At 72.7% G+C, this 24,041-nt stretch carries 23 protein-coding genes and 1 pseudogene; 8 read left to right on the top strand and 16 right to left on the bottom strand.

Going from position 1 to position 24,041, the window contains the following annotated elements; translation table 11 throughout:
- Positions 1-152: 152 nt before the first annotated feature.
- Positions 153-584 carry an SMI1/KNR4 family protein gene (locus QSK21_RS27680; protein WP_285700173.1) on the top strand — a complete coding sequence of 144 codons (432 nt, stop codon included), beginning with the start codon at positions 153-155 and terminating at the stop codon, positions 582-584.
- 136 nt (positions 585-720) lie between these two features.
- On the opposite strand, the gene QSK21_RS27675 is transcribed toward QSK21_RS27680, so the two are convergent.
- The 4 genes from QSK21_RS27675 to QSK21_RS27660 all read right to left on the bottom strand — a co-directional run bounded on the left by QSK21_RS27675 (position 721) and on the right by QSK21_RS27660 (position 5,068).
- A complete protein-coding gene (locus tag QSK21_RS27675) occupies positions 721-2,937 on the bottom strand; it encodes an FtsX-like permease family protein (RefSeq protein ID WP_285700171.1) in 2,217 nt (738 codons plus the stop codon).
- On the bottom strand, positions 2,921-3,775 hold the full coding sequence (locus tag QSK21_RS27670) for an ABC transporter ATP-binding protein (RefSeq protein ID WP_352231333.1): 855 nt from the start codon (positions 3,773-3,775) through the stop codon (positions 2,921-2,923). Before QSK21_RS27670 ends, QSK21_RS27675 begins: the two co-directional genes overlap by 17 nt.
- Entirely contained in the window at positions 3,772-4,320 is a 549-nt protein-coding gene (locus tag QSK21_RS27665) for a PadR family transcriptional regulator (protein WP_285700170.1), read from the bottom strand. The genes QSK21_RS27670 and QSK21_RS27665 overlap by 4 nt, the downstream gene beginning before the upstream one ends.
- A gap of 133 nt (positions 4,321-4,453) precedes the next feature.
- Entirely contained in the window at positions 4,454-5,068 is a 615-nt protein-coding gene (locus QSK21_RS27660) for a Dps family protein (protein WP_285700169.1), read from the bottom strand.
- A gap of 223 nt (positions 5,069-5,291) precedes the next feature.
- On the opposite strand from QSK21_RS27660, the gene QSK21_RS27655 reads away from it, so the two are divergent.
- Together QSK21_RS27655 and QSK21_RS27650 are read left to right on the top strand one after the other, a co-directional pair.
- Positions 5,292-6,938 carry a serine/threonine-protein kinase gene (locus QSK21_RS27655; protein ID WP_285700168.1) on the top strand — a complete coding sequence of 549 codons (1,647 nt, stop codon included), beginning with the start codon at positions 5,292-5,294 and terminating at the stop codon, positions 6,936-6,938.
- 84 nt (positions 6,939-7,022) lie between these two features.
- Positions 7,023-7,571 (top strand): YciI family protein, encoded by a 549-nt coding sequence (locus tag QSK21_RS27650; protein ID WP_285700166.1) that lies wholly within the window; start codon positions 7,023-7,025, stop codon positions 7,569-7,571.
- Here the strand turns inward: QSK21_RS27650 and QSK21_RS27645 are convergent.
- Together QSK21_RS27645 and QSK21_RS27640 are read right to left on the bottom strand one after the other, a co-directional pair.
- Positions 7,568-8,701 carry a family 2 encapsulin nanocompartment cargo protein terpene cyclase gene (locus QSK21_RS27645; protein ID WP_285700164.1) on the bottom strand — a complete coding sequence of 378 codons (1,134 nt, stop codon included), beginning with the start codon at positions 8,699-8,701 and terminating at the stop codon, positions 7,568-7,570. The genes QSK21_RS27650 and QSK21_RS27645 overlap by 4 nt on opposite strands.
- 15 nt (positions 8,702-8,716) lie before the next feature.
- Positions 8,717-9,553 carry a geranyl diphosphate 2-C-methyltransferase gene (locus tag QSK21_RS27640; protein WP_285700162.1) on the bottom strand — a complete coding sequence of 279 codons (837 nt, stop codon included), beginning with the start codon at positions 9,551-9,553 and terminating at the stop codon, positions 8,717-8,719.
- Positions 9,554-9,833: 280 nt separating this feature from the next.
- Here QSK21_RS27640 and QSK21_RS27635 point away from each other — a divergent pair, with 280 nt between their 5' ends.
- Positions 9,834-10,739 carry an AraC family transcriptional regulator gene (locus QSK21_RS27635; protein WP_285700161.1) on the top strand — a complete coding sequence of 302 codons (906 nt, stop codon included), beginning with the start codon at positions 9,834-9,836 and terminating at the stop codon, positions 10,737-10,739.
- Here QSK21_RS27635 and QSK21_RS27630 read toward each other — a convergent pair.
- A complete protein-coding gene (locus QSK21_RS27630; RefSeq protein ID WP_352231332.1) occupies positions 10,626-11,816 on the bottom strand; it encodes an MFS transporter in 1,191 nt (396 codons plus the stop codon). The two genes, QSK21_RS27635 and QSK21_RS27630, sit on opposite strands and share 114 nt — an antisense overlap.
- Before the next feature lie 238 nt (positions 11,817-12,054).
- On the opposite strand from QSK21_RS27630, the gene QSK21_RS27625 reads away from it, so the two are divergent.
- On the top strand, positions 12,055-12,447 hold the full coding sequence (locus tag QSK21_RS27625) for a DUF2255 family protein (protein ID WP_285700159.1): 393 nt from the start codon (positions 12,055-12,057) through the stop codon (positions 12,445-12,447).
- On the opposite strand, the gene QSK21_RS27620 is transcribed toward QSK21_RS27625, so the two are convergent.
- Positions 12,439-13,359, bottom strand: a complete 921-nt coding sequence (locus QSK21_RS27620; protein WP_285700157.1) for a hydroxymethylglutaryl-CoA lyase — start codon at positions 13,357-13,359, stop codon at positions 12,439-12,441. The two genes, QSK21_RS27625 and QSK21_RS27620, sit on opposite strands and share 9 nt — an antisense overlap.
- A gap of 55 nt (positions 13,360-13,414) precedes the next feature.
- On the opposite strand from QSK21_RS27620, the gene QSK21_RS27615 reads away from it, so the two are divergent.
- Both QSK21_RS27615 and QSK21_RS27610 read left to right on the top strand, forming a co-directional pair.
- Positions 13,415-14,101: a GntR family transcriptional regulator gene (locus tag QSK21_RS27615; protein ID WP_285700156.1), complete on the top strand. Its 687-nt coding sequence runs from the start codon at positions 13,415-13,417 to the stop codon at positions 14,099-14,101.
- Complete coding sequence (locus QSK21_RS27610) at positions 14,098-15,303, top strand: CaiB/BaiF CoA transferase family protein (RefSeq protein ID WP_285700155.1); 1,206 nt, start codon at positions 14,098-14,100, stop codon at positions 15,301-15,303. The genes QSK21_RS27615 and QSK21_RS27610 overlap by 4 nt, the downstream gene beginning before the upstream one ends.
- A 17-nt stretch (positions 15,304-15,320) precedes the next feature.
- Here QSK21_RS27610 and QSK21_RS27605 read toward each other — a convergent pair whose 3' ends face one another.
- From QSK21_RS27605 to QSK21_RS27570, 8 genes are read right to left on the bottom strand one after another with little or no spacing between them, the layout of a single operon-like run.
- Positions 15,321-16,736 carry an NADH-quinone oxidoreductase subunit N gene (locus QSK21_RS27605; protein ID WP_285700154.1) on the bottom strand — a complete coding sequence of 472 codons (1,416 nt, stop codon included), beginning with the start codon at positions 16,734-16,736 and terminating at the stop codon, positions 15,321-15,323.
- Entirely contained in the window at positions 16,733-18,229 is a 1,497-nt protein-coding gene (locus QSK21_RS27600) for a complex I subunit 4 family protein (RefSeq protein ID WP_285700152.1), read from the bottom strand. Before QSK21_RS27600 ends, QSK21_RS27605 begins: the two co-directional genes overlap by 4 nt.
- The gene (locus tag QSK21_RS27595; protein ID WP_285700151.1) at positions 18,226-20,037 is read right to left on the bottom strand and encodes an NADH-quinone oxidoreductase subunit 5 family protein; all 1,812 of its coding nucleotides are present in this window, start codon (positions 20,035-20,037) and stop codon (positions 18,226-18,228) included. The genes QSK21_RS27600 and QSK21_RS27595 overlap by 4 nt, the downstream gene beginning before the upstream one ends.
- Complete coding sequence (gene nuoK / locus QSK21_RS27590; RefSeq protein ID WP_285700150.1) at positions 20,034-20,339, bottom strand: NADH-quinone oxidoreductase subunit NuoK; 306 nt, start codon at positions 20,337-20,339, stop codon at positions 20,034-20,036. The genes QSK21_RS27595 and nuoK overlap by 4 nt, the downstream gene beginning before the upstream one ends.
- Entirely contained in the window at positions 20,336-20,854 is a 519-nt protein-coding gene (locus QSK21_RS27585) for an NADH-quinone oxidoreductase subunit J (RefSeq protein WP_285700149.1), read from the bottom strand. The genes nuoK and QSK21_RS27585 overlap by 4 nt, the downstream gene beginning before the upstream one ends.
- A 2-nt stretch (positions 20,855-20,856) precedes the next feature.
- Positions 20,857-21,780, bottom strand: coding sequence for a complex I subunit 1 family protein (locus tag QSK21_RS27580; RefSeq protein ID WP_285700148.1), 924 nt, complete (start codon positions 21,778-21,780; stop codon positions 20,857-20,859).
- Positions 21,773-22,966, bottom strand: a complete 1,194-nt coding sequence (locus tag QSK21_RS27575) for a hypothetical protein (protein WP_285700147.1) — start codon at positions 22,964-22,966, stop codon at positions 21,773-21,775. Before QSK21_RS27575 ends, QSK21_RS27580 begins: the two co-directional genes overlap by 8 nt.
- Positions 22,957-23,304: an NADH-quinone oxidoreductase subunit A gene (locus tag QSK21_RS27570; protein ID WP_285700146.1), complete on the bottom strand. Its 348-nt coding sequence runs from the start codon at positions 23,302-23,304 to the stop codon at positions 22,957-22,959. The genes QSK21_RS27575 and QSK21_RS27570 overlap by 10 nt, the downstream gene beginning before the upstream one ends.
- A gap of 403 nt (positions 23,305-23,707) precedes the next feature.
- On the opposite strand from QSK21_RS27570, the pseudogene QSK21_RS36190 reads away from it, so the two are divergent.
- A pseudogene (locus tag QSK21_RS36190) lies at positions 23,708-23,929 on the top strand (protein-L-isoaspartate O-methyltransferase family protein); the annotation flags it as partial.
- Positions 23,930-24,041: the final 112 nt, after the last annotated feature.

Genomic DNA, 24,041 nt, shown 5'->3' with positions numbered 1-24,041 from the left:
AAGGGACCATGATCGGCTCCGGGGGTCGGGGTCGAACGCGGACAAGGCGGAATTGTGGGTGCAAGGTACCTGTGCCTACGCCCCGTAAGGCAACCCCAATCAGCGAGGGGGCCGACTGGACGGCGGGCGCGCGGCTTCGTCATGATTCGGCAATGTGGCGCGAGCTGATCGAAGAACACACCTCCCAGGCACGGTTCGCCCCTCCGGCCACGGAAGAGGCGTTGCGCCGGACCGAGGAGACGCTGGGACACCTGCTGCCCGAGGACCTCGTCAAGCTGCTCGGTGAGACCGACGGCGTGGTCGACGCCAACGGCTACAACCTGGTGTTCTCCGCCGAGCAGCTCCTTCAGGGCAACCTGGAGATGCGCACCTATCCCGCGCTGAGACGGCTCTACATGTCGTTCGACCAGTTGTTGTTCTTCTCGGACGTGCCGGCCGACGGCAACCTGTTCGCCTACGCGCTCGTCCCCGAGGGACGCCCGGACATCTTCGTCTGGGACCACCGGACCGACAACCGCCGCTGCGTCGCGCCGTCCCTGGAGCAGTTCATCGAGTCCTGGCTGACCGGCCGGATCCGGCTGTGAGCCGGTACGGGCGGGCGGAGAGCCGGGTCCGCCCGCCCGTACCGGCATGGCCAGCGCGCGCCTGGCCGGTCAGCGCACCGCCGTCCACGCCGACGGGGACAGGTCCGCGGCCCGTCCGGTGCTCGCACCGGCGTGCTTACTCGAAACGGATGGCGTCGTAACGGGTGGCGGCCTTCATCAGCGGGAAGGCCAGGGTCGTGATGGCCAGGGAGACCAGCACCACGCCCACCAGGAGCGCGGCGAAGTCCAGTCCCGGCCCGGCGTACGGCATGCCCGTGGCGACGGCGGTCGCGAGCACCGGCACCGACCCCAGCAGGCCGCCGAGCGCCACCGTGAGCACCAGCGGCACCGCCGTCTCCAGCAGCGTGACGCGGCGCAGCTCGCCGATCCGTACCCCGGACGCGCGCAGGAGCGCGAAGGGACGGCGCCGCTCGATCAGCCCGTTGACCACGGAGATCGTCAGGCTGCATCCCGCGACCAGGACGACGAACAGCATCACCATGCGCATTCCGGCGCTGACGTCGCCGAACAGCCCCGACAGGTCGGACTGCTGACGGAAGTCGTCGTCCCGCGTGCTGACGATCGCCTGCGGCAGCAGCGTCGCGACGCGGGTGCGCAGGCGCTCCACGGCCGCCGCGCTGCCGTCGGTCGGCACGTACAGGGCGTGCACCGGCAGGGCCGCCGCGCCGGGGCCGGGCTCGACCACGTCGCCGCCGGTGGCCCACAGCCCCATGGCGGAGGAGTCCGGGAAGTGGGTCTCCATCAGATTCCTCGGGTACGGACAGCGCACGTCCACGACGCGGGCCAGTTCGGTGCACGCCACGGAGACCTGGCGGCCGGGTCCACGCCGCGCCACGACCACCCCATCGGACATCAGCGGCGCCAGCGTGGCCTCCGGCTCCCCACCGGCGTAGATCTCCACCACCCCGGGGCGCTGCCGTCCGTCGAACCCCAGGCGCTCGCCGGGGGTGCCGGTGGCGGCGATGCCCACCGTGCCGGCGAAGAGGGTGGCGATGTACACGGCCAGCGAAACCCCGCCGACCGCACGGTAGGTGGCGCGCGGGGCGGCCACGATCCGCCGCGCCGCCATCAGGGTGGTGACCTTCCGGCCGTACCGGGCCATCGCGCGACCGGCCACGAAGCAGACCCACGGGCCGCTGATGGCGGCGCCCGCCAGGGTGCAGAGCAACGCGAGGTTGGCGAGCGGGCCGACCCAGGGCCGCCGGGCGAAGTCGGGATCGTCGCGGAGCGCGACGGCGAGCACGCTGAGCATCGCGATGCCTCCCAGGGCAGGCAGCACCCGCCATGCGCCGGGCGGCGGACCGGGGACGCTCCGCCCCGCACCGACGCCGAGCGGGGTGATCCGCGCCCGATGGGACGCGAACACGGCGGTGCACACCGCCAGCGCCGGCACCGCGACCATGACGGCGGCGATCTGCTGCGCCGGCACGGTCAGGTCCTCGACGAAGAACCGTCCGCCCTGGTAGTCCCCGTACCGGAGGGAGGCGAGCGCGGGCCGCAGCGCCAGGAAGGCCAGCAGCCCCGCCACGGCGCCCGCCACGGCCCCGAGCAGGGCCTCGGCCGCGGCGATCGCGGCGATCTGGAGCTTGGTCGCCCCCACCATGCGCATCGCGGCGAGCCGCTGCTCCCGCCGGGCCGCGGCGATCATGGTCACCATGATGATGAAGATCATGATGGGGAACAGCAGCACGATCGCGCCGGCGAACAGGGCGACCCGGAGCAGGGGGAACAGGTCCAGGGACCGGGTGGCGATCCCGCGCACCTGCGCCTCCGCGCCCCACCGGCGCATCTCCTCCGGGGTGTGGCCCACCACCGCCACCAGATGGTCCGGATGCCGCAGCCCCTCCGGGCCGATCGTCATGGTGACACGGCCGGGGAAACGGTCGCCCAGCCGGTCGGGCGGTGTGACCGCCAGCAGCCGCCGCAGCTCCGGCGAGACGGCCACCTCGCCGGGCCCCGGCAACCGGTCGAGACCGGGCGGGACGGGAGGCCGCGGACCGAGCGCGGCGACATGGACCCGGTGCACCGGCCTGCCCGCGTAGTGGTCGCTGACCGCGAGCCACAGCGCCGGGTCGGGCGCCTCCTCGACCCTCGTGGGCACACCGGACTGGAGCGAGTCCACGGTGTTCTGCCACGCCGACCGCTCCGCCCGCCCCTGCAACGCGGACCCGCCGGCCAGGGCCGACAGGACGAAGACGACCCCGAGCGCGACACCGAACCCGGTCAGGGCGATCCGGGCCAGGCCCTCGCGTCCCCCCGCGAGCGCCAGCCTGAAGCCGAGCAGAGCGGTGACGGCGCCCGCGTTGACATCCGTCCTAACCGGGTTCTTCATCGGGGGCTCCCTGCTCAGGCGGTTGTTTCTCCGGGCTGCGCATGCGCGGCGGGGTCCCGTCGAGGACGTCGCGTGGCGACCACCCGAGGGACTGGAGCGCCGAGATCGCCGCGACGGGCGCCCCCGGACCCGCCTCGCCCGGGTCGCCCGCCCCCGGGTCGCCCGCCTCCGGGTCGACGACGACGCCGTCCCGGACGATGACCGTCCGGTCGGCGTAGGCGGCCACCCGTGGCTCGTGGGTCACGATCACCATGCAGCCGCCCTGCGCCTTGACCTCGTCCGTCAGGACGTCCATGACCTGGTCGGCCGCGACCGAGTCCAGGGCGCCGGTCGGCTCGTCGGCGAACACCACCCGGGGACCCGCGATCAGGGCCCGCGCGACCGCGACCCGCTGCCCCTGGCCGCCGGACAGCTCGCCGGGCAGCCGGTCGGCCAGCCCGTCCAGGCCCAGCCGGGGCAGCCAGTCGCGGGCGGCGGCGAGCGAGGCGCGGCGGCCATGGCCGCCCAGCAGCAGCGGCAACGCGATGTTCTCCGCCACCGGCAGCTCCGGCACCAACTGGCCGAACTGGAACACGAACCCGAAGACCATCCTGCGCAGGCGGCTGCGACGGCGGTCGCCCAGCGAGTCGATGCGCTGGCCGTCGAAGGTCACCACGCCGGAGTCGGGGGTGAGGATCCCGGCCAGGCAGTGCAGCAGCGTCGACTTGCCCGACCCGCTGGGCCCCATGACCGCGAGCACCTCGCCGTCGTGCAGGGACACGTCGGCGCCGCGCAGCGCGGGCGTGAGACCGAAGTTCTTGTGGAGGTCATGCCCGGCGAGCACCACCATGCCGCTCATCCCTGCCCCACCTGGGGACGGTCCCGCACCTCGCGGGCCAGGTCGGCGAGCCGCCCGGCCGCGTGGTCGATCCAGCGCAGGTCGGCCTCGATGTGGAAGAGCCGGTAGTCGGCGAGCAGGGAATCCCGTACCACCCGCGACTCGCGCCGCGACGCGGTCAGCGCGCGCATCGCGGCCATGTGGCGGGCGCGCTGGGCGTCCAGGAAGCGCTCGGCCGACCGGCCGGAGACCAGCGCCAGCACCACCTTCGTGAAGAGCACGGTCTGGAGCTGGGGCTGTGGATCCTCCGGCTCGGCCAGCCAACGGTCCAAATCGGCCACCCCTTCCGGGGTGATCGCATAGCGCTTGCGCTCCGGACCCGCACCCGGTTCCACCCCTACGACCTCGGCACGGCCATCGCGTACCAACTGGGCCAGCGTCCGGTAGACCTGGCCGAAGCGGATCGGCTTCGCGTCGCCGAACCGGCGGTCGTAGGACTGTTTCAGGTCATAGCCGTGGCGAGCGGACTCCTCGATCAACCCCAACATGGCGTACGACACAGTCATGCCGGAAACTATACACAGCGGGTATACCCGTTGTGTAGAGCCGTCGAAGGCGGGGTTTCCGCTCGCTGTTCCGGCCGGTTCACGCAGCGGCCGATGGGGTGAGGGCTTGGTCGAGTGGCGCCGGCCCCCGCGGTCAGCTCTTGCGCCGGCCGTCGTGGGGCGCCTCCACCAGCGGCGTGTCGACCAGGTGCTCGATCAGGAACCAGGTCTGAAGCTCGCCGGTACGGATGACGTCGGAGATCAAAATGTCGTTGGTGCCGTCGTCGCCCATCTCCTGCGCGCGGGCCGCCACCTCATGGCACGTGGTCAAAATCGTTTCGTGCACCTGGATCAACCGCGACAGCATCGCCGGGACCTCCTCCGCCCCGTCCGGCGGACGCGGCACCACGGTGATCTCCGCGACATGGCGGGGGTCTCCCACCGCGATACCGCCGAGCGTCTGGACCCGCTCGGCCATCAGGTCCACCAGCTTGAGCTGCTCGTCGGCGTGCTTGTCGAGCAGCAGGTGGAGCTGGAAGAACGTCGGGCCGCGCATCAGCCAGTGGTACTTCTTGTAAAGGCTGTAGAGGATCTGGGTGTCGGCCAGGATCTGGTTGAGGTTCTGGCAGGAGTACATCCGGGACTCGAACGAGAGCCCGAGCGGGAACATCCGGACCGTGCCGAATTCCTGGATCTGCTTGCCGTCGACGTGCACCCACGGCTGGCTGCGCGTCTTGACGGTCTCCTGGCTGGTGCGTCGGGCGGCCAACGGACAACTCCCCTCACGATCACGGAACGAACAGGTTCACCGTTCCCGGAAACCCGCGGATGCCGCCCCCGGCCCGGATCATCAGGGCGCCAAAAAAACTTGGGCGAGCGACCGCCCGTTCACTTCGCCGTGCGCCCGCACGCAGCACACGACCAGGCCCGGCCGGAACCCATTTACGCGGCTTGCGTGATTCGCCCGAGGCTGTGGTTCTAGGCTGACCGCTGTGACCCCTGGGCAAACGGTGATCGACGGCCGCTTCCAGCTCAAGGAGCAGCTCGGCCGCGGCGGGATGGGGACGGTCTGGCGCGCGCTCGACCTCGCCCTGGAACGCGAGGTCGCCCTGAAGGAAGTCCGCCTCACCGAGACCGACGACGCCGAGCGCAACTCCGGCATCGCGCGGATGCGGCGCGAACGCGTGATGCGGGAGGCGCGCGCCCTCGCCCGGCTCGACCATCCGAACGTGGTGACCATCCACCACATCGTCGATTCGCCCGAGCTGCCGCACCCGTGGCTGGTGATGGAGCTCGTCCGCGGACAGTCCCTCCAGGACCGGCTGGCAGAGGGACGGATCCCGCCCGGCGAGGCGGCGGCCATCGGCCGCGGGATCCTGGCCGCCCTCGCCGCCGCCCACCAGGCGGGGATCCGCCACCGCGACGTCAAGCCCGCCAACGTCCTGCTGCGCATGGACGGGACACCGGTGCTCACCGACTTCGGCATCGCCGTCCTGGAGGACGCGTCCCGCGTCACCGCCACCGGAGGGCTGGTCGGGTCGCCCGAGTACATCGCCCCGGAACGCCTGCACGGCCGGGAAGGCGATCCCGCGTCCGACCTATGGTCCCTTGGCGTTCTGCTGTACGTGGCGGTAGAGGGACATAACCCCCTGCGCCGTTCCACCACGGCGGCGACGCTGGCCGCGGTCATGGCGGGCCAGATCCCGCCGCCTCGCAATGCCGGTCCCCTTGCGCCCGTCCTGCAAGCCTTACTGGTACGGGACCCGGCCGCCCGGCCCACCACGGCACAGCTCGACCAGATGCTCGCCCAAGCCGCGGGCACCGGCGGCGCGCAGCCCACGCCCGCCCCTATGTCGGCCCCTATGTCGGCCCCCATGCAAGGCCCTCAGCCGTCACCCGTCCCCGGGCCGACGACGAACCCGAACGCCCCCTTCCCCAACGGCCCGCACACCGCTCCCCCGCCCGTGAGGCGCCGCCGTTCCGCCACGGTCCCGGTCGTGCTCGGCGTGCTGGCCGTCGGCACGCTCGCCACGGTTCTCGCGGCGATCTTCATCGTCGTCCCGAGGGTCGTGGAGGGCTTTCGCCTGACGATCACGGAGACGCAGGCCCCCGTCGACACCGTGCCGAGCGCGTCCAAGAGCACCACGCTGGGGAACCAGCGTGGCGGCGGGGCCGCACAGGGCGGGACCCTGCTGACACCGGCGGCGATCCGCGACGTCATCAAGAAGTTCGAGGCCGCCTCCGGCAGCAAGCTCTTCGCCCAGTTCGCGGTGTACGAGCAACGCGCCAACGCCGACGCCCCTGTGCCCGGGCGCCGCTCCGCGTTCGACAACTACACCTACGAACGGGGAGCGGACGCGGCGGTACGCAGCCGGCCGAGCATCGCCATCACGACGGGGAACGCGAAGGTCGACCTCAACACCTTCAACTGGGACGCGCTGCCGAGCCTGATGCGCCGCGCGGAGCGCACGCTGAGAGTCCCCAAGCCGACCAGCAGGTACATCCTCGTGAGGGCCGCCTGGGTCTTCAACGGCAACCGGCCGACCATGATGATCTACTTTACGGACGAGTACGACGGCGGCTACCTCGCCGTGAACACGAAGGGCCAGGTGGTGAGCACCCACCCGGCCGATTCGTAGCCGCTCCGTCGCCGCCGTCCTGGCCGCGCTCACCCGCGCCGCGACACCGGCCTGAAGCGCTCCGTGTGGTAAAGACTGGACGGTGTGGAATTCTTCGTCTACCACCGGGACCGGCCCGGATCCTTACCGTTGCGCGAGGAACTGGCCGAGACGCATTGGTCCTACATGGACCGGTTCGCGAAGGGGATGATCGCTCGCGGGCCGACCTTCGCCGAGGACGGGGTCACGCCGACGGGGAGCGTGCACATCGTCGATCTGCCCGATCCCGCGTCGGCACGGGCGTTCGCGTTCGACGAGCCCAACTACCAGGCCGGCGTGTACCGGGACGTCCTGCTGCGCCGGTGGCGCAACCTGCTCGGACGAACGATGTGGGAGTTCGCCGGCGGCCGGGACGAAGGCGACCGGTATCTGGTGCTCGGTCTCGGCGCGGGACGGCCGGTGGACCTGGCCGTGCCGGACGACCGGGACGAGCTGATCGCGTACGGGCCCTTGCTGTCCGATGACGGGGACACCTGGCTGGGGACGGCCGTGCTCGTCCGGGCGGAGGGCCCGGACGCGGCGCGCGGCGTTCTGACCGAGGGACGATACGCGGACATCGAGGTGCACGACTGGGCGTTCGGCGGGCGCCGCTAGGCGGTGCGGTAGCGGCTGTTGGTGGCGTGCCATTCAAGGCCCCCGGCCATCCAGGCGCGCAGCCCGCGCAGGAAGCGTTGCAGGTCGGGGGACGGGATCACGGTCAGGGCCTGGTGTGAGCGTTCGAAATCGCGGACGAGGCCGTTGTGGAGGTCCACGGCGCGTTCGGTCGCCTCGTCGACGGAGCAGCCGCGGTCGGCGGCGATCAGGAGGACCAGGTTGCAGACCGGCTTCTCGTCGGCGGCGTCCTTGGCCACCGAGTGCAGATCGTTGACGATCACGCTGGCGGTGCCCGCCTGCATCGCGGCGCGGCGGACGCGCGGCTCGGAGAAGAGGGCGGCCGGGACCTCGTAGCCGCCCACCACGTCGATCAAGGTCATGGACGTGTAGAAGCTGTCGTGCTGGCGGGCGGCCAGATACTCCCAGGCGGGCGGGTGCTCGCCGGTCTCCCGCCAGGCGGCGTAGGCCGTCCAGCTCACGAACATCGCGAAGGTCGAGTAGCAGACCCGCTGGACCTGCGCCGGGGTGGCGTGGCGGCTCAGATGCTCCGTGGCCGAGCCGAGCATGCGGCGGACCAGATCGTCGCGCAGGGCCGCCTGGAGGGGCGGGGTGAGGTCACCGGCGGGCGGGACGGGGTCCATGGCCGCCATCACCAGCGCCAGCCGCGGCGGGAGCAGCGCGGGCACGGCTCCCAGCGCGGTGTCGTCCGCGTAGTAGTCGTCCGCGGCCCACCAGGAGGCGTTCAGTTGCGCGGCGACCAGGAGCGCGTCGGGGTCGTCGGTGTCGGGATGCGCGAGGGTCACCAGCCGCCCGAACCCGGCCTCGGCCAGGGCGGCCAGCTCGTCCTCCCGGAATCCCCGGTCGTGTGCCCAGGCGAGCAGCCGGGCCTCCACTTCACCGGCGAGGTTTTCGTCGACGCGTTCCGGCGCGGGGCAGTAGAGCGGCGAGTGGGAGCCGTCGCCCCATGGCCGCTCGGCGTAGGCCGAGGGGACGCCGAGGCTGATCGGCGAGTCGCGGCTGGGACGCGCGGCGGCCAGCAGCGAGGGCAGCCGGGCCGCCGTGGTTCCCAGGGCGCCCCACTCGGGGGGCGTGATCCGCGGGGGACGCAGGCTCCTGCATGGCTCAAGCATGGTCGTTTCACCTGTTCAGACCCGGTCGGCGGCGATGAGCAGGTACTGGAAGCCGCCGTCGCGGTACGCGTCCAGGAACGTGCTCTCGATGCCGGTGGCGACCGACGATTTCTGGCGCAGCTCCCAGTACGGGATCGTCCGGGAGGTCAGGTCGATGACGCTGACGGGCACGAGCCGGTTGGACGCCATGGCCCGGAAGTAGCCGCTGCGCGGATGGATGTCGCAGACGTAGTGGGCGTTGATGGTGGAGACGGCGCGGGACGGCAGCCCGTACACGTCGTTGTAACAGCCGGTGATGGTGACGTACCGGCCGCCGTGTTCCAGCAGCCGGGAGTGCTCGGCGAAGAGATCGTCGAGGACGACGTACATCGTCGACTCGTTGTTCCAGATCGCGCGGAAGACTCCGCTCTCGAAGCCGGTGTCGAGCATGTTCCTGAAGTGGAACCGGACCCGGTCGGACACGCCGGCCTTGGCCGCCTGGTCGTTGGCGAAGTCCACCTGGGACCGGGAGATGGACACGCCGTCGACCCGGCAGCCGAAGGCGGCGTGGGCCATGAAGCCGGTGCCGCCCCTCCCCGAGCCCGCGTCCAGCAGCCGGTGTTCGGGCCGTATGTCGCCGAGGTGGCTCAGCAGCAGCCGGGCCTGGGCGTTCTCCAGTCGGTGCAGCTCGGCGATGACGGCTTCCTCGCGCCGGGCGTCGTCGCTGGTCTCCAGGACGGACCAGTCGACCTCGCCGATGCCGTAATGGTGGTGGTAGAGCCCGGAGACCTCGCCGAGGCGCAGGTTGACGGGATTGCGTTCGGCGTTCCAGTAGTCGGCGACGTCGTTCTGGTAGTCGCTGGCGATGGTCATGGGAGGGTCCCCTTTCCAGGCCGGGGGTTTCGCATCGCTGAACGCACGGATCACACGGGTGGACGCTGGATCACTACCTGACGTCACGGAGAGGACACTAGCCGTCGTCTTCCGTGGCCGGGAAGGGGACCGCTCACCACAGAAGGCTGAACGGCGCATCGAGAGAACTGTCACGTCCCGGACAGTCCCCGAAAAGGGTCCGCACAGCGGGGCGCACAGCGGGGAATAGGCGGCGGGAATACGCGGCGGCTTCTCCCGCGCTGCACTTCGCGTGGCTGGTGTGCGAGACCAGGCGGATCCGTCCGCCTCACTGGGGCCGGTCTGGGAGATGTCGAGCATGCGCCGCGTCCGGCTGCCGGCCGGCGCAGAACTCACCGATCGGCCCGGCCCGCGGTGGGTGCTGGTGTCGGCGGGCGAGATCACGCTTGAGGCCGCGGCCGGGTCCTACCTCCTCCGCGAAGGCGATGCGGCGCTGGTCGACGCTCGTACCGCCCACCGGGTGACCGCGTCGGGACGGGTCGAGGAGTCCGTCATGGTCGTCGGGGATCTCCGTTTGGCCGTCCCCGTCCATCGGCTGCCGAGCCCGCTGGTGGTCTGGGGCTTCGCCACGCGGCACGAGGGTGTCGCGGCGCTCGTCGGCATCTGCCCTCTTGAGCAGATGTGCGACCCGTCCCTGTTCTCCTCCGGCTACGGGACGGTGATCGGTGCGGCGATGACCGTGTCCTGGCTGGAGGGGCGGGATCGCGACGGCGCCGCCGCCCCGGACGAGGCCGTCGCCGCGGTGGTCGCGGCGGTGACCGCCCGGCCCGGCGAGCCGTGGACGGTGGAGCGGATGGCGCGCCTGGTGCATCTGTCGCGTTCCGCCCTGGGTGAGCGGTTCCGCCGGGCGCTCGGCCGCAGCCCCGCCGAGGTGCTGAGGGAGGCCAGGATGCGGGAGGCGCGCCGCCTGCTCGGCGACCCCTCGCGTTCCGTGCAGTACGTCGCGTCCGCCGTCGGCTACGGCTCCACCGCCGCCTTCAGCCGGGCCTTCTCGTCCCATCACGGCGTCCCACCGCAGGTATGGCGTGACGCCTCATCCGCGCGGGGCGCGGAGGGCGGAGAAGAGTGCTCCGGACGTGAGGGCGAAGGCGGCGCCGACCACGAACGCCGTCCTCAGCCCGTGGCCGTCCAGCAGCGCGCCTCCTGAGGCCGACCCGAGGGTGATCGCCACCTGGAACGCGGTCACCTGCAACGACAGGGCCGACTCGGCACGCTCCGGCTCGACGCGCGTCACCCAGAGCTGGGTGGCGACCGGGACCATGTTGAAGGCCACACCCCACAGCACGACGCCCACGGCCAGTACCGGAAGCGATGGCGCGGTCGTGGTGATCAGCAGGCCCGCACCGAGCAGCAGGGGCGCGGCGGAGACCACCACCCGCAACCGTCCCGCGAACCACCCCGCCGCGAGGTTGCCGACCAGGCCGCCGACGCCCCAGGCGAGCAGCAGCCACACCGTGGCGCGCCTGTCGATCTCCTCGATCGCGAGCCTGATGAACGGGTAGGCGGAGAAGTTGCCGAACGCGACGAGGACCACGCCCAGCACACCGGCCATCAGCCGCCGGCTGCCGATCGCCTGGCGCAGCATGGTGAGCCCGGCGGCGGGGTGCGGGGGTACGGGCGGCAGCATCGCGGCCAGACCGATCGCGGTGGCGGCGCCGAGCCCGGCCGCGATGCCGAACACGGTGCGCCAGCCGACCGCGTCGCCGACCAGCGAGGCCAGCGGCACCCCCGCGACGGTCGCCAGGGTGACGCCGAGGGCGAGGGACGTGGAGATCACGCTGTCCCGTCCCGGCACGGCGTGGGTGCCGGCGCCCAACGCGAACGACCAGTATCCCGCGATGGCGACGCCCAGGACGAGCCGGCCGAGGAGCAGGACGGCGAAGCCGGGGGCGACCGCCACCGCCAGGTTCGAGACCGTCGCCGCGACCAGGAGCCCGACGAGGACGGTGCGCCGGTCCGCCCGCGGAAGCAGGGCCGCGATGCTGGGCGCGGTGACCGCGCCCGCGATGGCGGTGGCCGCGACCGCCAGGCCCGCCGTGCCCTCGCTGATCCCGAGGTCGGCCGCCATCGCGGGCAGCACGCTCGCGGGCAGGAACTCGCTGGACACCAGCACCGCGATCCCTGTGGCGAGTGCGACGATCGGAGACCAGGTCGTACGGGCGCCGGTGCGCGCCGTGGCCTGAAGGACATCTGAACGTGACGGTGATGACCGAGCGGTTGGCATGTGACCAGCGTCGTCGCGCCCGCGCCCGTGCGGTTGATCGTGTGACGCGTGCGGTTGATCGTCCGACCGCCGTGGGCGGAGGCGGGATCGCGAGCCGGAGCAGATCCGGCAAAAAGGCTGCAAAGCGGACCGCCACCCCCGGCCAAACGGCACGTTCTCCGCGTTTGGCCGTCCCGGCTCCGCACACACCCAAGGAAGGGAGACGACAACCGGCAGAGCCGATCATCGGGAGGATCCCATGGCGACCACGACGACCTGGACCAGCGAGGAGCTCGACAAGATCGGCGGCGCGGACGAGCTGCAGGTGGCGCCGATGAGCGACGGCGGGCCGCGCAGGCCGACCACCATCTGGGTCGTCCGGAACGGCGACGACCTCTACATCCGCTCCTACCGGGGTCCGGAGGGCGTCTGGTACCGCGCCGCCAAGGCCACCCGCCGGGGCCACATCCGCGCGGGCGGCGTCGACAAGGACGTCGTCTTCACCGAAGAGTCGGACGGCGACCTCATGGACAGCATCGACAGGGCCTACCGTTCCAAGTACGGCAAGTACCCGCGCCAGTACGTCGACCCCATGGTGGCGCCGGAGGCGCGGGCCTGCACGATGAAGCTCGTCCCGCGCTCGTCAGCCTGACCCGTCCCCCAGCGGCACGAAGGGGCCGGCCCGGCCGAGCAGGCCGGGGACCGGTACCCCCAGCAGGTCGCCGAGCCAGGCGCCCGTGGCGGCGACGGCCTCCATCTCGATGCCGGTGTCGACGCCGCTGCGGTGCAGCGCGTACAGAAGGTCCTCGGTCGCGATGTTGCCGGTGGCGGCGGGCGCGAAGGGGCAGCCCCCGAAGCCGCCGGTGCTCGCGTCCAGGACGGTCACGCCTTCGTCGACGGCGGCGAGGGCGTTGGCGTACCCGGTGTTGCGCGTGTTGTGGAAATGGAAGCGCAGCGGCGTCCCCGGGGCCGCCTCCCGGACCCGCCGCGTCAGGTCGCGGACCTGCGCCGGCACGCCCACGCCGATCGTGTCGGCGAGCGCGATCTCGAACGCCCCCGCCGCGTGCGCGCGCCGCGCGATCTCCGCGACCCGTTCCGGCGGCGTCTCGCCCTCGAACGGGCAGCCGAACGAGGCGCCGATCGTCATCCCTACGGGCACGCCCGCGTCGGCCGAGGCGGCGGCGATCTCGTCCCAGGCGTCCAGCATCTCGGCGGTCGTGCGGCCCTGGTTGCGGACGCAGAACGTGTCGGTGGCGACCACGACCACGTTCACCTCGTCCACCCCGGCCCCCAGGGCGCGGTCGAGGCCCCGGCGGTTGAGCACCAGGCCGCTGTAGGAGACGCCGTCGCGGCGCGGGACCCCCGCCATGACCTCCTCCGCGCCCGCCATCTGCGGCACCCGCTTCGGGTTGACGAACGAGACCGCCTCGATCCGGCGTACCCCGGCTTCCACGCAACGGGTGATGAACGCGATCCTGTCCTCGGGGGAGAGCGCGCGCTCCTCGTTCTGCAGGCCGTCCCGCGGACCGACCTCCAGTACGGTTGTATGCAATTCGACCCCCATGCTCGCCTTTTCGCCGTCCTTGTGACTATATTGCATGCAATGGCAAGGAGTGTTGATGGCCCGCGCGACTGACACCGCGTACGAGGTGGTGCGTCAGATGATCCTGTCCGGAGAGGCCGCGGCGGGCACCCGCCTCGGGGAGGCCGAACTGGCCGAGACCCTCGGCCTGTCCCGCACCCCCGTGCGCGAGGCGCTGCAGCGGCTCGGCGCCGACGGCCTGGTCGAGGTGCTGCCGCACCGCGGCGCCCGGGTGGTCCGGTGGACGCGGGACGACCTCGACGAGATCTTCGAGCTGCGCGCGCTGCTGGAACCGTACGCGGCGGCGCGCGCCGCCCGGCTCGGCACCGGCCAGGCGGTGCTGGACGAGCTGAACGAGCTGTGCGCGGGCATGGAGCGGGCGGTGGCCGGTCACGACCTCGCGAAGGTCGCCGAGCTCAACTCCCGGTTCCACGTCGCCATCATCGACGCGTCCGGGAACCGGCGGCTCCCCACGATGCTGACCTCGGTCATGCACGCCCCGCTGATCCTCGGCACCTTCCGCCGGTACGACGCCGAGGCCATGGAACGCAGCATGCACCACCATCGCGAGGTCGTCTCGGCGCTCGCCGCCGGCGACCCCGAATGGGCGGAGTCGGTGATGCGCTCCCACGTGCGCGCCGCCGCGGCCCACCTCGACGCCGACCTCCAGGGTGATCTGACCAGCGACGTCTCCACGGACGTCCCGAGCGACGGGCAACGATGAGCGACGACACCTTCTCCCGTCCCCTCGGCGACCTGCGGGTCGTCGAGATGGGCCAGCTCCTCGCCGGCCCCTTCTGCGGCCAGCTCCTCGGCGACTTCGGCGCCGAGGTCATCAAGGTCGAGCCGCCCGGCACCGGCGACCCGATGCGCGAGTGGGGCCGGGAGAAGCCGCACGGCAAGTCGCTGTGGTGGCCGATCCTCGCCCGCAACAAGAAGTCGGTCACCCTCGACCTGCGCGGCTCCGAGGGGCAGGCGCTGGCCCGCCGCCTCCTCGCGCACGCCGACGTGCTGGTGGAGAACTTCCGTCCCGGCACCCTCGAACGCTGGGGGCTGGGGCCGGACGAGCTGCACGCCGAGAACCCGGGGCTGATCATCACCCGTGTCACCGGGTACGGGCAGGACGGCCCGTACGCGCCGCGCGCCGGGTTCGGCTCCATCGGCGAGGCCATGGGCGGCATCCGCTACGTCACCGGCGATCCCGACCGGCCCCCGTCCCGCGCGGGCATCTCCCTCGGGGACGAGCTGGCCGGCACGTTCGCCGCGCTCGGCACGCTGGTCGCCCTGCACGCGCGGCAGCGCACCGGGCGCGGGCAGATCGTGGACTCGGCGCTGTACGAGGCGGTCCTGGCGATGATGGAGTCGCTCATCCCCGAATGGGAGATCGCCGGCTACCAGCGCGAGCGCACCGGCTCCGTGCTGCCCAACGTCGCGCCCAGCAACGTCTACCCGACCAAGGACGGCCCCGTCCTCATCGCCGCGAACCGCGACACCATCTGGCGGCGGCTGGCCGCGCTCATGGGACGTCCCGAGCTGGCCGACGACGAGCGCTTCGCCACCCACGGCGCGCGCGGCGCCAACGCCGAGGAACTCGACGACCTCATCGCCGAATGGACCGCCGGCCAGGAGTCCGCTCGGTTGCTGGAGCTCCTGCACGACAACGGCGTCCCCGCCGGGCTCACCTACCGCGCCAAGGACATGCTCTCCGACCCGCACTTCCGCGCACGCGAGGCCATCATCCGTCTCGCCCATCCCGAGTTCGGCGACTTCCCGATGCACAACGTCTTCCCGAAGCTGTCCGACACTCCCGGCGAGGTCCGCACCCTGGGTCCGTCCCTGGGCCAGCACAACACCGAGATCTACGGCGGCCTCCTCAACCTGACCGCCGAGGAACTGTCCGACCTCAGCGCCGCCGGCACGATCTGACCGGGGTTCTCCGAACGTCAGACGGTGAGGGCGATCCCGCTGGCGACGCCGAGGGCGAGCGAGGCCGTGGCGGCGGTGTAGGCGACGGCTTGAGCGCCACGGCGGAGGGTGACGGGCGGCCCAGAGTACGGCTCAGAGTGCGGCCCAGGGTCCGGCTCAGGGGGACGGCCGAAGGCCGGGACGATCCAGCGGAGGTAGTAGAAGACGCTGGCCACGGAGTTGAGCGCGGCCACGACGGCGAGCCAGGCGTAACCGCCTTGCAGCGCGGAGCCGAACATCAGGAGCTTGCCGACGAAGACGGCGGTGGGCGGGGTGCCGACCAGTCCGAGCAGGCAGACGGCCAGGGCGAGGGCCAGCGCCGGTGAGCGCCTGGCCAGACCGGTGTACCCGGCGATGGTGTCCCGGCCCGCCGCCACGACGACGGCGAAGGCGCCCAGGTTGGTGACGGCGTACGCGGCCAGGTAGAAGAGCAGCGCGGGCTCGGCCAGGGCGGCGCGGCCGGCCATGGCGACCGGGACGAGCAGGTAGCCGGCCTGGCTGATCGTCGAGTAGGCGAGCAGGCGCCGCACATTGTCCTGGCCGAAGGCGGCGAGGTTGCCGAGCGTCATCGTGACCGTGGCGATCACCGCGATCAGCAACGGCCGGTTCACGGTGGAGGGCAGGGCCTCGGCGGCCAGCCGGAACAGGGCGGTGAACGCGCCGATCTTGGGGACGGTGGTCACGAAGGCCGCCACGACGGGCGGGGCGCCCTCGGTGACGTCCGGGACCCAGTAGTGCGCCGGCACCGCACCGGCCTTGAGCAGCAGCCCGGCGAGCAGCGCGACGGCGCCGACCGTGACGGCGGCGCCGGGTGCGGTGGCCAGCCCTTGCCGCAGGGGTTCGTAGGAGGTGGCGCGGCCCAGCCCGTACAGCAGCGTCACCCCGGCGAGCATGAAGATGCCCATGAACGCGCCCATGAGGTAGTACTTCAGCGCGGCCTCGGTGCCCGGCGCGTCCTTGCCGAAGCCCGCCAGCGCGTACCCGGGGATGCTCGCCAGGAGGTACGCCGCCACCAGGACGAGCAGGTCGGAGGACGCGCCCAGCGTGATCGTCCCGAGAGCGGCGAGCAGGGTGAGCACGGAGAACTCGGTCTCACGCGCGTGCCCGCGCAGCGGGCCGGCCGCCAGCCCCAGCACCAGCGATGTCGCGCCCAGGACCACGCCGCGCGTGAGGTGGGTCAGCGGGTCGACCGTGAACGCGCCGAACGCCATCAGATCGGGACGCCGTGACGCGATCACCGTGCAGGCCAGCCCGGCGACGAGGCCGGCCGCGCAGATCACCACGGCGATCCACTGGCGGGCACGGGGCAGGAAGATGCCGGTCAGCAGCCCCAGCACGGCACCGGCCAGCACGCACAGCTCCGGTGCCAGGTCGGCGGGGTTCTCGCGCATCATCGCGACACCAGGGACAGCACGGCGGCCGAGGCGGGCTCGATGACGTCCAGGAGGAAGCGCGGGACGACCCCGATGACCAGCGACAGCACCAGCAGCGGCACGACCGCCCACAGCTCGGCGGGGTGGACGTCGCCCACGCCGCCGGTCAGCTCGCCCGGCGGCCCGAGGAACGCGCGGTGCAGGACGCGCAGGAACAGCGCCGCGGTGATGAGAATGCCCGGCACGGCGAGCGCCCCGGCGACGGCGGCCGTCGCGGTGCCGGTGCCGATCGTCCCGGCGAAGATCTGGAACTCCGCGATGAAGCCGGACAGCCCCGGCAGGCCCAGCGACGCGAACGCCGCCACCGCCACCAGCCCCGCGTAGAGCGGCGCGCGGGCGGCGATACCGCCGAAACGATCGAGGTCATAGGTGCGGGCACGGTCGTACAGGACGCCGGACAGCAGGAACAGCGCCCCGGTGATCAGGCCGTGGCTGACCATCTGCGTCACCGCCCCGGTCACGGCGAGCCGCCCGGCCGCGGCGTCCCGCGCGAGACCGGCCGCGCCCACCGCCAGGACGATGTAGCCCATGTGGTTGACCGAGGTGTACGCGATCAGCCGCTTGAGGTCCCGTTGCGCGAGCGCGACCAGCGCCCCGTACAGGACGCCGACGACACCGATCACGATGATGACCCCCGCGTACCGGCGCCACGCCTCGGGCAGCGTCGGCATCGCGATCCGGACGAGGCCGTAGGTGCCCATCTTCAGCAGGACGCCCGCGAGGATCGCCGATCCCGCCGCGGGCGCGTCCGTGTGCGCCGGAGGCAGCCAGGTGTGGAACGGGACGGCCGGCGTCTTCACCGCCAGCCCGATGCCGATCGCGAGCAGGACGAGCGCCGCGAGCCCCGGCGACCCGTCCAGCGGGGGCGCGCGGGTCAGCTCGACCATGTCGAAGGTGTGGGGATCGGAGCCCAGGTAGAGGCCGATGAACCCGAGCAGCAGCACCAGCGAGCCGAAGAAGGTGTAGAGGAAGAACTTCAGCGCGGAACGGGCGTGGTCGCCGTGCCCCCAGTAGGCGATGACGAAGTACATCCCGACGATCGACAGGTCGAAGAAGACGAAGAACAGCAGCAGGTCCAGCGCCGCGAACAGCCCGAGGCAGACCGTCTGGAGGAAGAGGAACAGCGCGGCGAACGCCCGCACCCGGTGGGTGAGCCGCAGCGAGTACACGGCGCAGCAGAGGAAGAGCACCGAGGTCATCGCCATCAGGGGCAGCGAGAGCCCGTCCACGCCGACGTGGTAGCCCGCCCGTACCGAGGGGATCCAGCGCAACCGCGTCTCGTAGCCGAGACCGCCGCCGTCGTGGCCGATCCACATCGCGATGACCAGGGCGAGGTCGAGGGCCGCCACGGCGATCCAGACCCGGACGGCCGTCCGGCCGGTGAGGCGGGGCGTCGCCGCCAGCGCGAGCCCCGCCGCCAGCGGCAGGAAGATCGTCAGGGACGGCACGGTCACACCGCCAGGACCGCGACGACGGTCAGCACGGTGAGCAGCACCGCGGCCTGCGCGTAGTAGGTGTGGACGAGGCCGGTCTGCGGGCGGCGGGCGAGCGCGCCGAGCGTCCTGGCCGCCCGTCCGATCGCGTCGACCAGGCCGTCCACCGTTCGCTCGGCGCGGCGGTCGGTGAGGGCGGCGGCGCGGCGTCCCCCCGCCGCCACCGCCCGCACCGCCCCGTCGATCACACGGTCGTCGAACCGGGCCAGGGCCTCGGCCAGCGCGCGGACGGGACGGACGACGCCCTGGTGAGCGAGCCGTTCCAGGTACAGCCAGTGCACCGCCGGAGCGGGCCGCCACCGGCGAGAGCTGAACGGCCGGCGCCATACGAGGACGAGGGCCGCCACCGCCAGCGCACCGGAGAGCGCCAGATCGGACGCCAGGTCCGGGGCGGGGAGCGCCACGACCCCGAGCGACGCGGCGGCGATGGCCAGCACAGGCAGCGGCGCCTGCCTGAGAAGGCCGACACGCTCAAGCCGCCCGGGGTCGGCGGGCCGCCGCGACACCGCAAGAAGCATCCGTCCCGAGTAGGCGCCCGACAGCACCCCGGCGGCGAGGCCGACCACGTACAGCGGAGCCGAGTGCTCGGCGACCGTGGACAGGATGGCGTCCTTCGTGACCCAGAGAGACAGGGGAGGCAACCCTGCCAGGGCGAGAGCCCCCACGGCGAACGTCACGCCGACGACGCCATGGCGCCGGGCCGCACCGCGCAACTCGCCGAGGTCCATGGTCCCGAGTGCCGCCGCCCAGGCTCCCGCGCCCAGGAACAGCAGGCTCTTGACGGCGGCGTGCGCGACGATCTGATCGGTTCCCGCCTCGGTGGACGCGGCACCGGCGGCCAGCACCATGAACCCGATCTGCGCGCAGGTCGAGGCGGCGAGCACCTGCTTCAGGTCGCGTTGCGCGAGCGCGACCGCGCCGAGCAGCAGCGCGGTGAGCGCCCCGGCCCACGCCACCAGTGTCGCCGCCCACCCGGTGGCGTCCAGCAGCGGCCGGACGCGCAGCAGCAGGTACGCGCCCGCGGCCACCATGGTCGCCGAATGCAGCAGCGCCGAGACCGGCGTCGGGCCCGCCATCGCCCTCGACAGCCAGAAGGAGAACGGCAGTTGCGCCGACTTCCCCAGAGCCGCGACGACGATCCCCGCCGCGACCAGGTCGCGCCAGGGTGCCGCCGCGTCCGGCAGCGCGTCGAGGGAGAGCGCCTGCGTCCCCGCGACGGCGCATCCGGCGGCGAGGTAGAGCCCCAGATCACCGGCCCGGGTGGTGAGGAACGCGACGCCCGCCGAGCCGACCCGGCCCCGGTCCCGCCACCAGAACCCGATCAGGGCGTACGACATGGCGCCCATGACCTCCCAGCCCATGAGCAGCAGCGCCAGGTCGGTGGCGGTGACGGTGACCAGCATCGACCCGGCGAACAGCAGCATCAGGCCGTGGAAGCGCGCCCGAGCCTCCGCGGCGGGCAGGTCTCCGGCGGCGAACACCAGGACGGCGAGCGTCACGGCGGCCACCATCACGACCAGCACGGCCGACAGCCCGTCCACCGCCATGCCCGCCTCGAACCCGCCGAACAACGGGACCCTGACGGCGGGACGGACGGCCGCGGCGGCGATCGCCAACGCCGTCATGCCGAGGGCTGCCGGCACGGATACGACCGGCGCGATCCGGTCCGCGACCCGGTGCTTGCACCGTCCGAAGACCAGCCCCGAGACCAGCAGCAGCGCCCCGGCCACCAGGGGCAGCCCGGGCAGGGCCCAGCCGAGCGCCGTCATCCCTTGAGGTCCCCGGCCTGGTCGGTGAGGTCGGCGTCGCGGGCGCGGAACAGCGCGGTGACGACGGCGAAGCCCATCGCCATCTCCAGCGCCATCACGGTGATCGCGACCAGCACGAGCACCTGGCCGTCGGCGGTGGACGGCGCCACGAAGAACCAGAACGCGGCGCCCGCCACCACCAGCCCGTTGATCATGAGCTCCAGGCCCATCATCACCATCACGATCGACTGCTGGGACAGCGCCCCGTACAGCCCGACCGCGAACAGCGCCGCGCCGAGCAGCAGGAACGCCTGCAACGTCATGGGACGTCACCGTCCCGGTCGCCGTACCGGCCGCGGTGGGTCGCCAGCACCACCGAGGCGATCATCGTGGCCAGGATCGCCACCCCGATGACGATCATGACGAGCATCGTCGGACCCATGAGGGACTCGCCGAGCGCGACGGCCGGGTCGCGCGGCGGCGCGCCCGCCCGCTCCGGCCAGTCGGCCAGGAGGATCCCGGCGGCCAGCGCGGCGAAGACCCCGCCCGCGACGGCCAGCGCACCGCGATGGTTGTGGACCATGGTCATCGGCATCAGCCCCGCCGGGTTCATCATGTACATGATCATGAACACCGCCATCACCAGCATCTCCATGATCATCATCAGCACCACCAGCACGCCGAGATAGTGCTGGTCGATCAGGAGCAGCTCCACGCCCACGCACAGGAACGAGGCCAGCAGCGCGAACGTGGCGCGCGCCATCGAGCCGACCACGAACACCGCGACGCCGCTCGCCACCGCGGCGACGGCCAGGATCCAGAACGCGACATCCCGCACGGCTACCCCACGACCACGATCGCGACGACCAGCGCCTGGAGCAGCGCCGCCGGGATCAGCACCGTCCAGGCCGCCGCCACGAACCGGTCCATGCGCAGCACGGGCAGCCGGTGCGCCGTCCACACCAGCAGCGCGAGCACGGCCGATGTCTTGATCAGCGACCAGGCGGGCGCGGGCAGCAGCGGCCCCTCGTCGCCGCCCAGGAAGAGCGGGACGGCGGCCGCCGCGACGACCACGAGCAGCGCGTACCGTCCCGCCATGAAGACCAGGCGGTCAGGGCCCGACAGCTCCACCGCCGCCCCGCCCGCCAGATCCGCGCCCACCGGATGGTCCAGCGGCCCCCAGAACACCATCGCCGCCGCCGAGATCAGGTAGACGGCGAACGCGACCGGCATCCACACCGCGAACCACAGGTCGTGCTGGGCCGCCGCCACCTCCGCCAGGTCCAGCGAGCCCGCGCCCAGCGCCGCCGTGATGAGCGCGAACATGTGCGGCAGCTCGTACGCCAGCCCCTGCGCCAGGAAGCGGTACCCGCCGATCAGCGCATACGCCGAGTTCGCTCCCCATCCGGTCAGCCAGACCGCGCCCCAGACCCCCACCTCCATCGCGTTGAACCACACGACGCCCACCCGCATCCCGGCGACCGCCTCCGTCCCCAGCGGGATCACCACGGCGGCCAGCAGCGCCGCGACCGGCAGCGCGAGCACGCCGATCCGCGCCAGCAGGCGGTCGGACGCGAACGTGGCGCGGCGTTGCTGTACGAGGAGCCGGACGGCGCCGCGCGCGGGCTCGCCCCACGCCCGTAGCGCGCCGCGATGCCCGGCCGCGACCGCGCCGAGCGACCTGTCCAGGACGGCGGCGGCGTACGCGAGCAGCGCCAGCGCCACCGGCGACGCCACCAGGGTCCACAGCGGTGTCTCACCCATGGGTCATCGCCGTGGCCTGGGTGATGTCCGGGTCGAGGCTCGCCACGACCAGCCGTGCCGAGGCGAGTTCCGCACCGTCCAGCAACGAGGGGAGCGCGGCAAGCAGCCGCGCGCTCGGCTCCCGCCCCACCGGCCCGCGCGGCCCCTCGTCGTCGTCCAGCGGCGAGGGATCGTCCATCGCGGCCAGCGCCTCGCGGATCTCGGTGAGCCAGCCGGTCACCCGGGCCGCCGCGTCTCCGGGGCGGCGTGCCACCGGCCCGGTGAGGCCGTACCGCGTCACCGTCGCCGGATCGATCTCACCGACCTTCCGGGTCATCCAGCGCAGCGCGCGGGAACGCGCGGTGCGGCGAGCGAAGCGGTCGAAGCCGCCCGCGTCCCCTCCGGCGAGCACGGCGTCCCGGAGGACGCGTGCCCGGCCGGCCTGGTCGCGCCACCCGGCGACGCCGAGGAACCGGGCCAGGCTGTCGAGGTGAGCGGCCGCCCGCCGCCGCTCGGCCTCCCCCCGCGTGACCGCCTCACCTCTCGCCGCCGCCCTCCAGGGCTCGTCCCAGAACCCCTCCGCGGATCCCGGCCCTCCGGCGAGGACGTGGACCTCCGCCGCCTGCACCACATCGCCTTGGAGCGTGAGCGTCACCTTGAGACCGGCGGGCCAGTCCCTCAGCACGGGACCCAGCGGCACCCGCAGGACGTCCAGCTTCAGGCCGTCCCGGTCAGGCGCCCGATCCGCCATCGCCAACCCGCCCGGAGCACCCATCATGTGATGCCCGTGCATGCCGTGCTCGTCGTGCCCGCCGTGGTGGACGGGTGCCTCCTCGGGCCGCCATGGACCCGCCGCCGCCCGCGCCATCGCCTGGTCGCGCTGTGCCCCGATATCGGCGAGCTCGGCCACCGCGCGATCCAGCGCCCCGCGGACCGCCGGCACCGACGCATCGGACGGCAGCCACGCCCACGCCCTGGGCCCGGGAACGTCCTCCCAGGCCGTGTGGACGGCCCCCGCCAGGTCCGTTCCGGGATCACCGCACACGACCAGCAGGTCCGCCGACGTGGGCGCGTCCGCCTCGAACCAGCCCCGCCGCCGCAGCTCGCCGTCCACGACCGTCCTGGTCCGCGCGCCGCCCGGCACGTCCACCAGGAAGGAACGCGGAGCGGACGCGGCATATCGGGCGAGCCGCGCGCTCAGGCCCATCGGAACGCCCCCTCGCGCCAGGCGTACACCACGCCGACCATCAGCAGGCCGAGGAAAGCGAACATCTCCACCACCGCCTTCGTCCCGATCGACGCGACGACCAGCGCCCACGGGTACATGAAGATCATTTCCATGTCGAAGGCCAGGAACACCATCGTCACCACGTACCAGCGCACGTGGTACCGCGACGCGGCGTGCTCCAGCGGGCGCCCGCCCGACAGGAAGGGACCGCCGCCCAGCGTCCCGCCCACCCCGGCGAGCCGCGCCACCGCGTACACGGCCGAAAGGAACGCGCCCAGCGACCCGAGCAGAGCGAGCACTGCCGCATACGACTGCATCTATTCATTGTGGGGGGGCGACCCCCCACACCCCCCGAAGCGGGGCGGGATGCCGCGTCCCTGCGCTCGTAGAACTCGCTCCGGGCCACGGCCTCCCACCCCGGTAGGGGGCTCTTGTCATTGTGGGGGGGCGACCCCCCACACCTCCCGAAGCGGGGTCAGCGACCACCGCCACTCGCCTTGACGGCTCGCAGCGGCGGCCACTGACCCCGGCGGGGCTCTGCCCCGCGCCCCGGTCAGGGGCTCCGCCCCCAACACCCCCATGAGGCTCTCGTGTCATTGTGGGGGACGACCCCCACACCCCCCGGTGCGGGGCCAGCGGACCACGCCGCTCGCCTTGACGGCTCGCGGTGGTGGCCACTGACCCCGGCGGGGCTCTGCCCCGCGCCTCGGTCAGGGGGACCAGGCGGCCGTGATCGCGCGCCTCGCCGCCCGGGTCGTGAGCGTCGAGATCTGGCCCGACCTCGCCGACGAGACCCGCCGTCACCTGGAGGCGGACGGCATCGGCAACGTCACGGTGCTCGTCGGCGACGGGACCGAGGACGCGTCCGACCACGCGCCGTTCGACGCCATCGTGGTCTCGGCCGCGTTCACCGAGGTCCCGCCGCCGCTGGTCGTGCAGCTCCGGACCGGCGGCGGGCCAGGACGTGGTGTGTTATCGGCGCGACCCCGACGGGCTGACGCCGCTGCGGGTCCTCACGCCCGCGTCCTTCGTCCGCCTGGTCGGCCGGTACGGT

The organism is Actinomadura sp. NBRC 104412 (assembly GCF_030269515.1).
In the GTDB taxonomy this organism is placed as follows: Bacteria; Actinomycetota; Actinomycetes; order Streptosporangiales; family Streptosporangiaceae; genus Spirillospora.
This window is presented reverse-complemented; position numbering and strand designations above follow the sequence as displayed.

Excerpts from the sequence above, each read along its gene's own strand:
- QSK21_RS27680 (WP_285700173.1), top strand. The coding sequence starts at position 153 with ATGTGGCGCGAGCTGATCGAAGAACACACCTCCCAGGCACGGTTCGCC.
- QSK21_RS27675 (WP_285700171.1), bottom strand. The coding sequence starts at position 2,937 with ATGAAGAACCCGGTTAGGACGGATGTCAACGCGGGCGCCGTCACCGCT.
- QSK21_RS27670 (WP_352231333.1), bottom strand. The coding sequence starts at position 3,775 with ATGAGCGGCATGGTGGTGCTCGCCGGGCATGACCTCCACAAGAACTTC.
- QSK21_RS27665 (WP_285700170.1), bottom strand. The coding sequence starts at position 4,320 with ATGACTGTGTCGTACGCCATGTTGGGGTTGATCGAGGAGTCCGCTCGC.
- QSK21_RS27645 (WP_285700164.1), bottom strand. The coding sequence starts at position 8,701 with ATGCTTGAGCCATGCAGGAGCCTGCGTCCCCCGCGGATCACGCCCCCC.
- QSK21_RS27640 (WP_285700162.1), bottom strand. The coding sequence starts at position 9,553 with ATGACCATCGCCAGCGACTACCAGAACGACGTCGCCGACTACTGGAAC.
- QSK21_RS27630 (WP_352231332.1), bottom strand. The coding sequence starts at position 11,816 with ATGCCAACCGCTCGGTCATCACCGTCACGTTCAGATGTCCTTCAGGCC.
- QSK21_RS27625 (WP_285700159.1), top strand. The coding sequence starts at position 12,055 with ATGGCGACCACGACGACCTGGACCAGCGAGGAGCTCGACAAGATCGGC.
- QSK21_RS27620 (WP_285700157.1), bottom strand. The coding sequence starts at position 13,359 with ATGGGGGTCGAATTGCATACAACCGTACTGGAGGTCGGTCCGCGGGAC.
- QSK21_RS27615 (WP_285700156.1), top strand. The coding sequence starts at position 13,415 with ATGGCCCGCGCGACTGACACCGCGTACGAGGTGGTGCGTCAGATGATC.
- QSK21_RS27610 (WP_285700155.1), top strand. The coding sequence starts at position 14,098 with ATGAGCGACGACACCTTCTCCCGTCCCCTCGGCGACCTGCGGGTCGTC.
- QSK21_RS27605 (WP_285700154.1), bottom strand. The coding sequence starts at position 16,736 with ATGATGCGCGAGAACCCCGCCGACCTGGCACCGGAGCTGTGCGTGCTG.
- QSK21_RS27595 (WP_285700151.1), bottom strand. The coding sequence starts at position 20,037 with ATGACGGCGCTCGGCTGGGCCCTGCCCGGGCTGCCCCTGGTGGCCGGG.
- nuoK (WP_285700150.1), bottom strand. The coding sequence starts at position 20,339 with ATGACGTTGCAGGCGTTCCTGCTGCTCGGCGCGGCGCTGTTCGCGGTC.
- QSK21_RS27580 (WP_285700148.1), bottom strand. The coding sequence starts at position 21,780 with ATGGGTGAGACACCGCTGTGGACCCTGGTGGCGTCGCCGGTGGCGCTG.
- QSK21_RS27575 (WP_285700147.1), bottom strand. The coding sequence starts at position 22,966 with ATGGGCCTGAGCGCGCGGCTCGCCCGATATGCCGCGTCCGCTCCGCGT.
- QSK21_RS27570 (WP_285700146.1), bottom strand. The coding sequence starts at position 23,304 with ATGCAGTCGTATGCGGCAGTGCTCGCTCTGCTCGGGTCGCTGGGCGCG.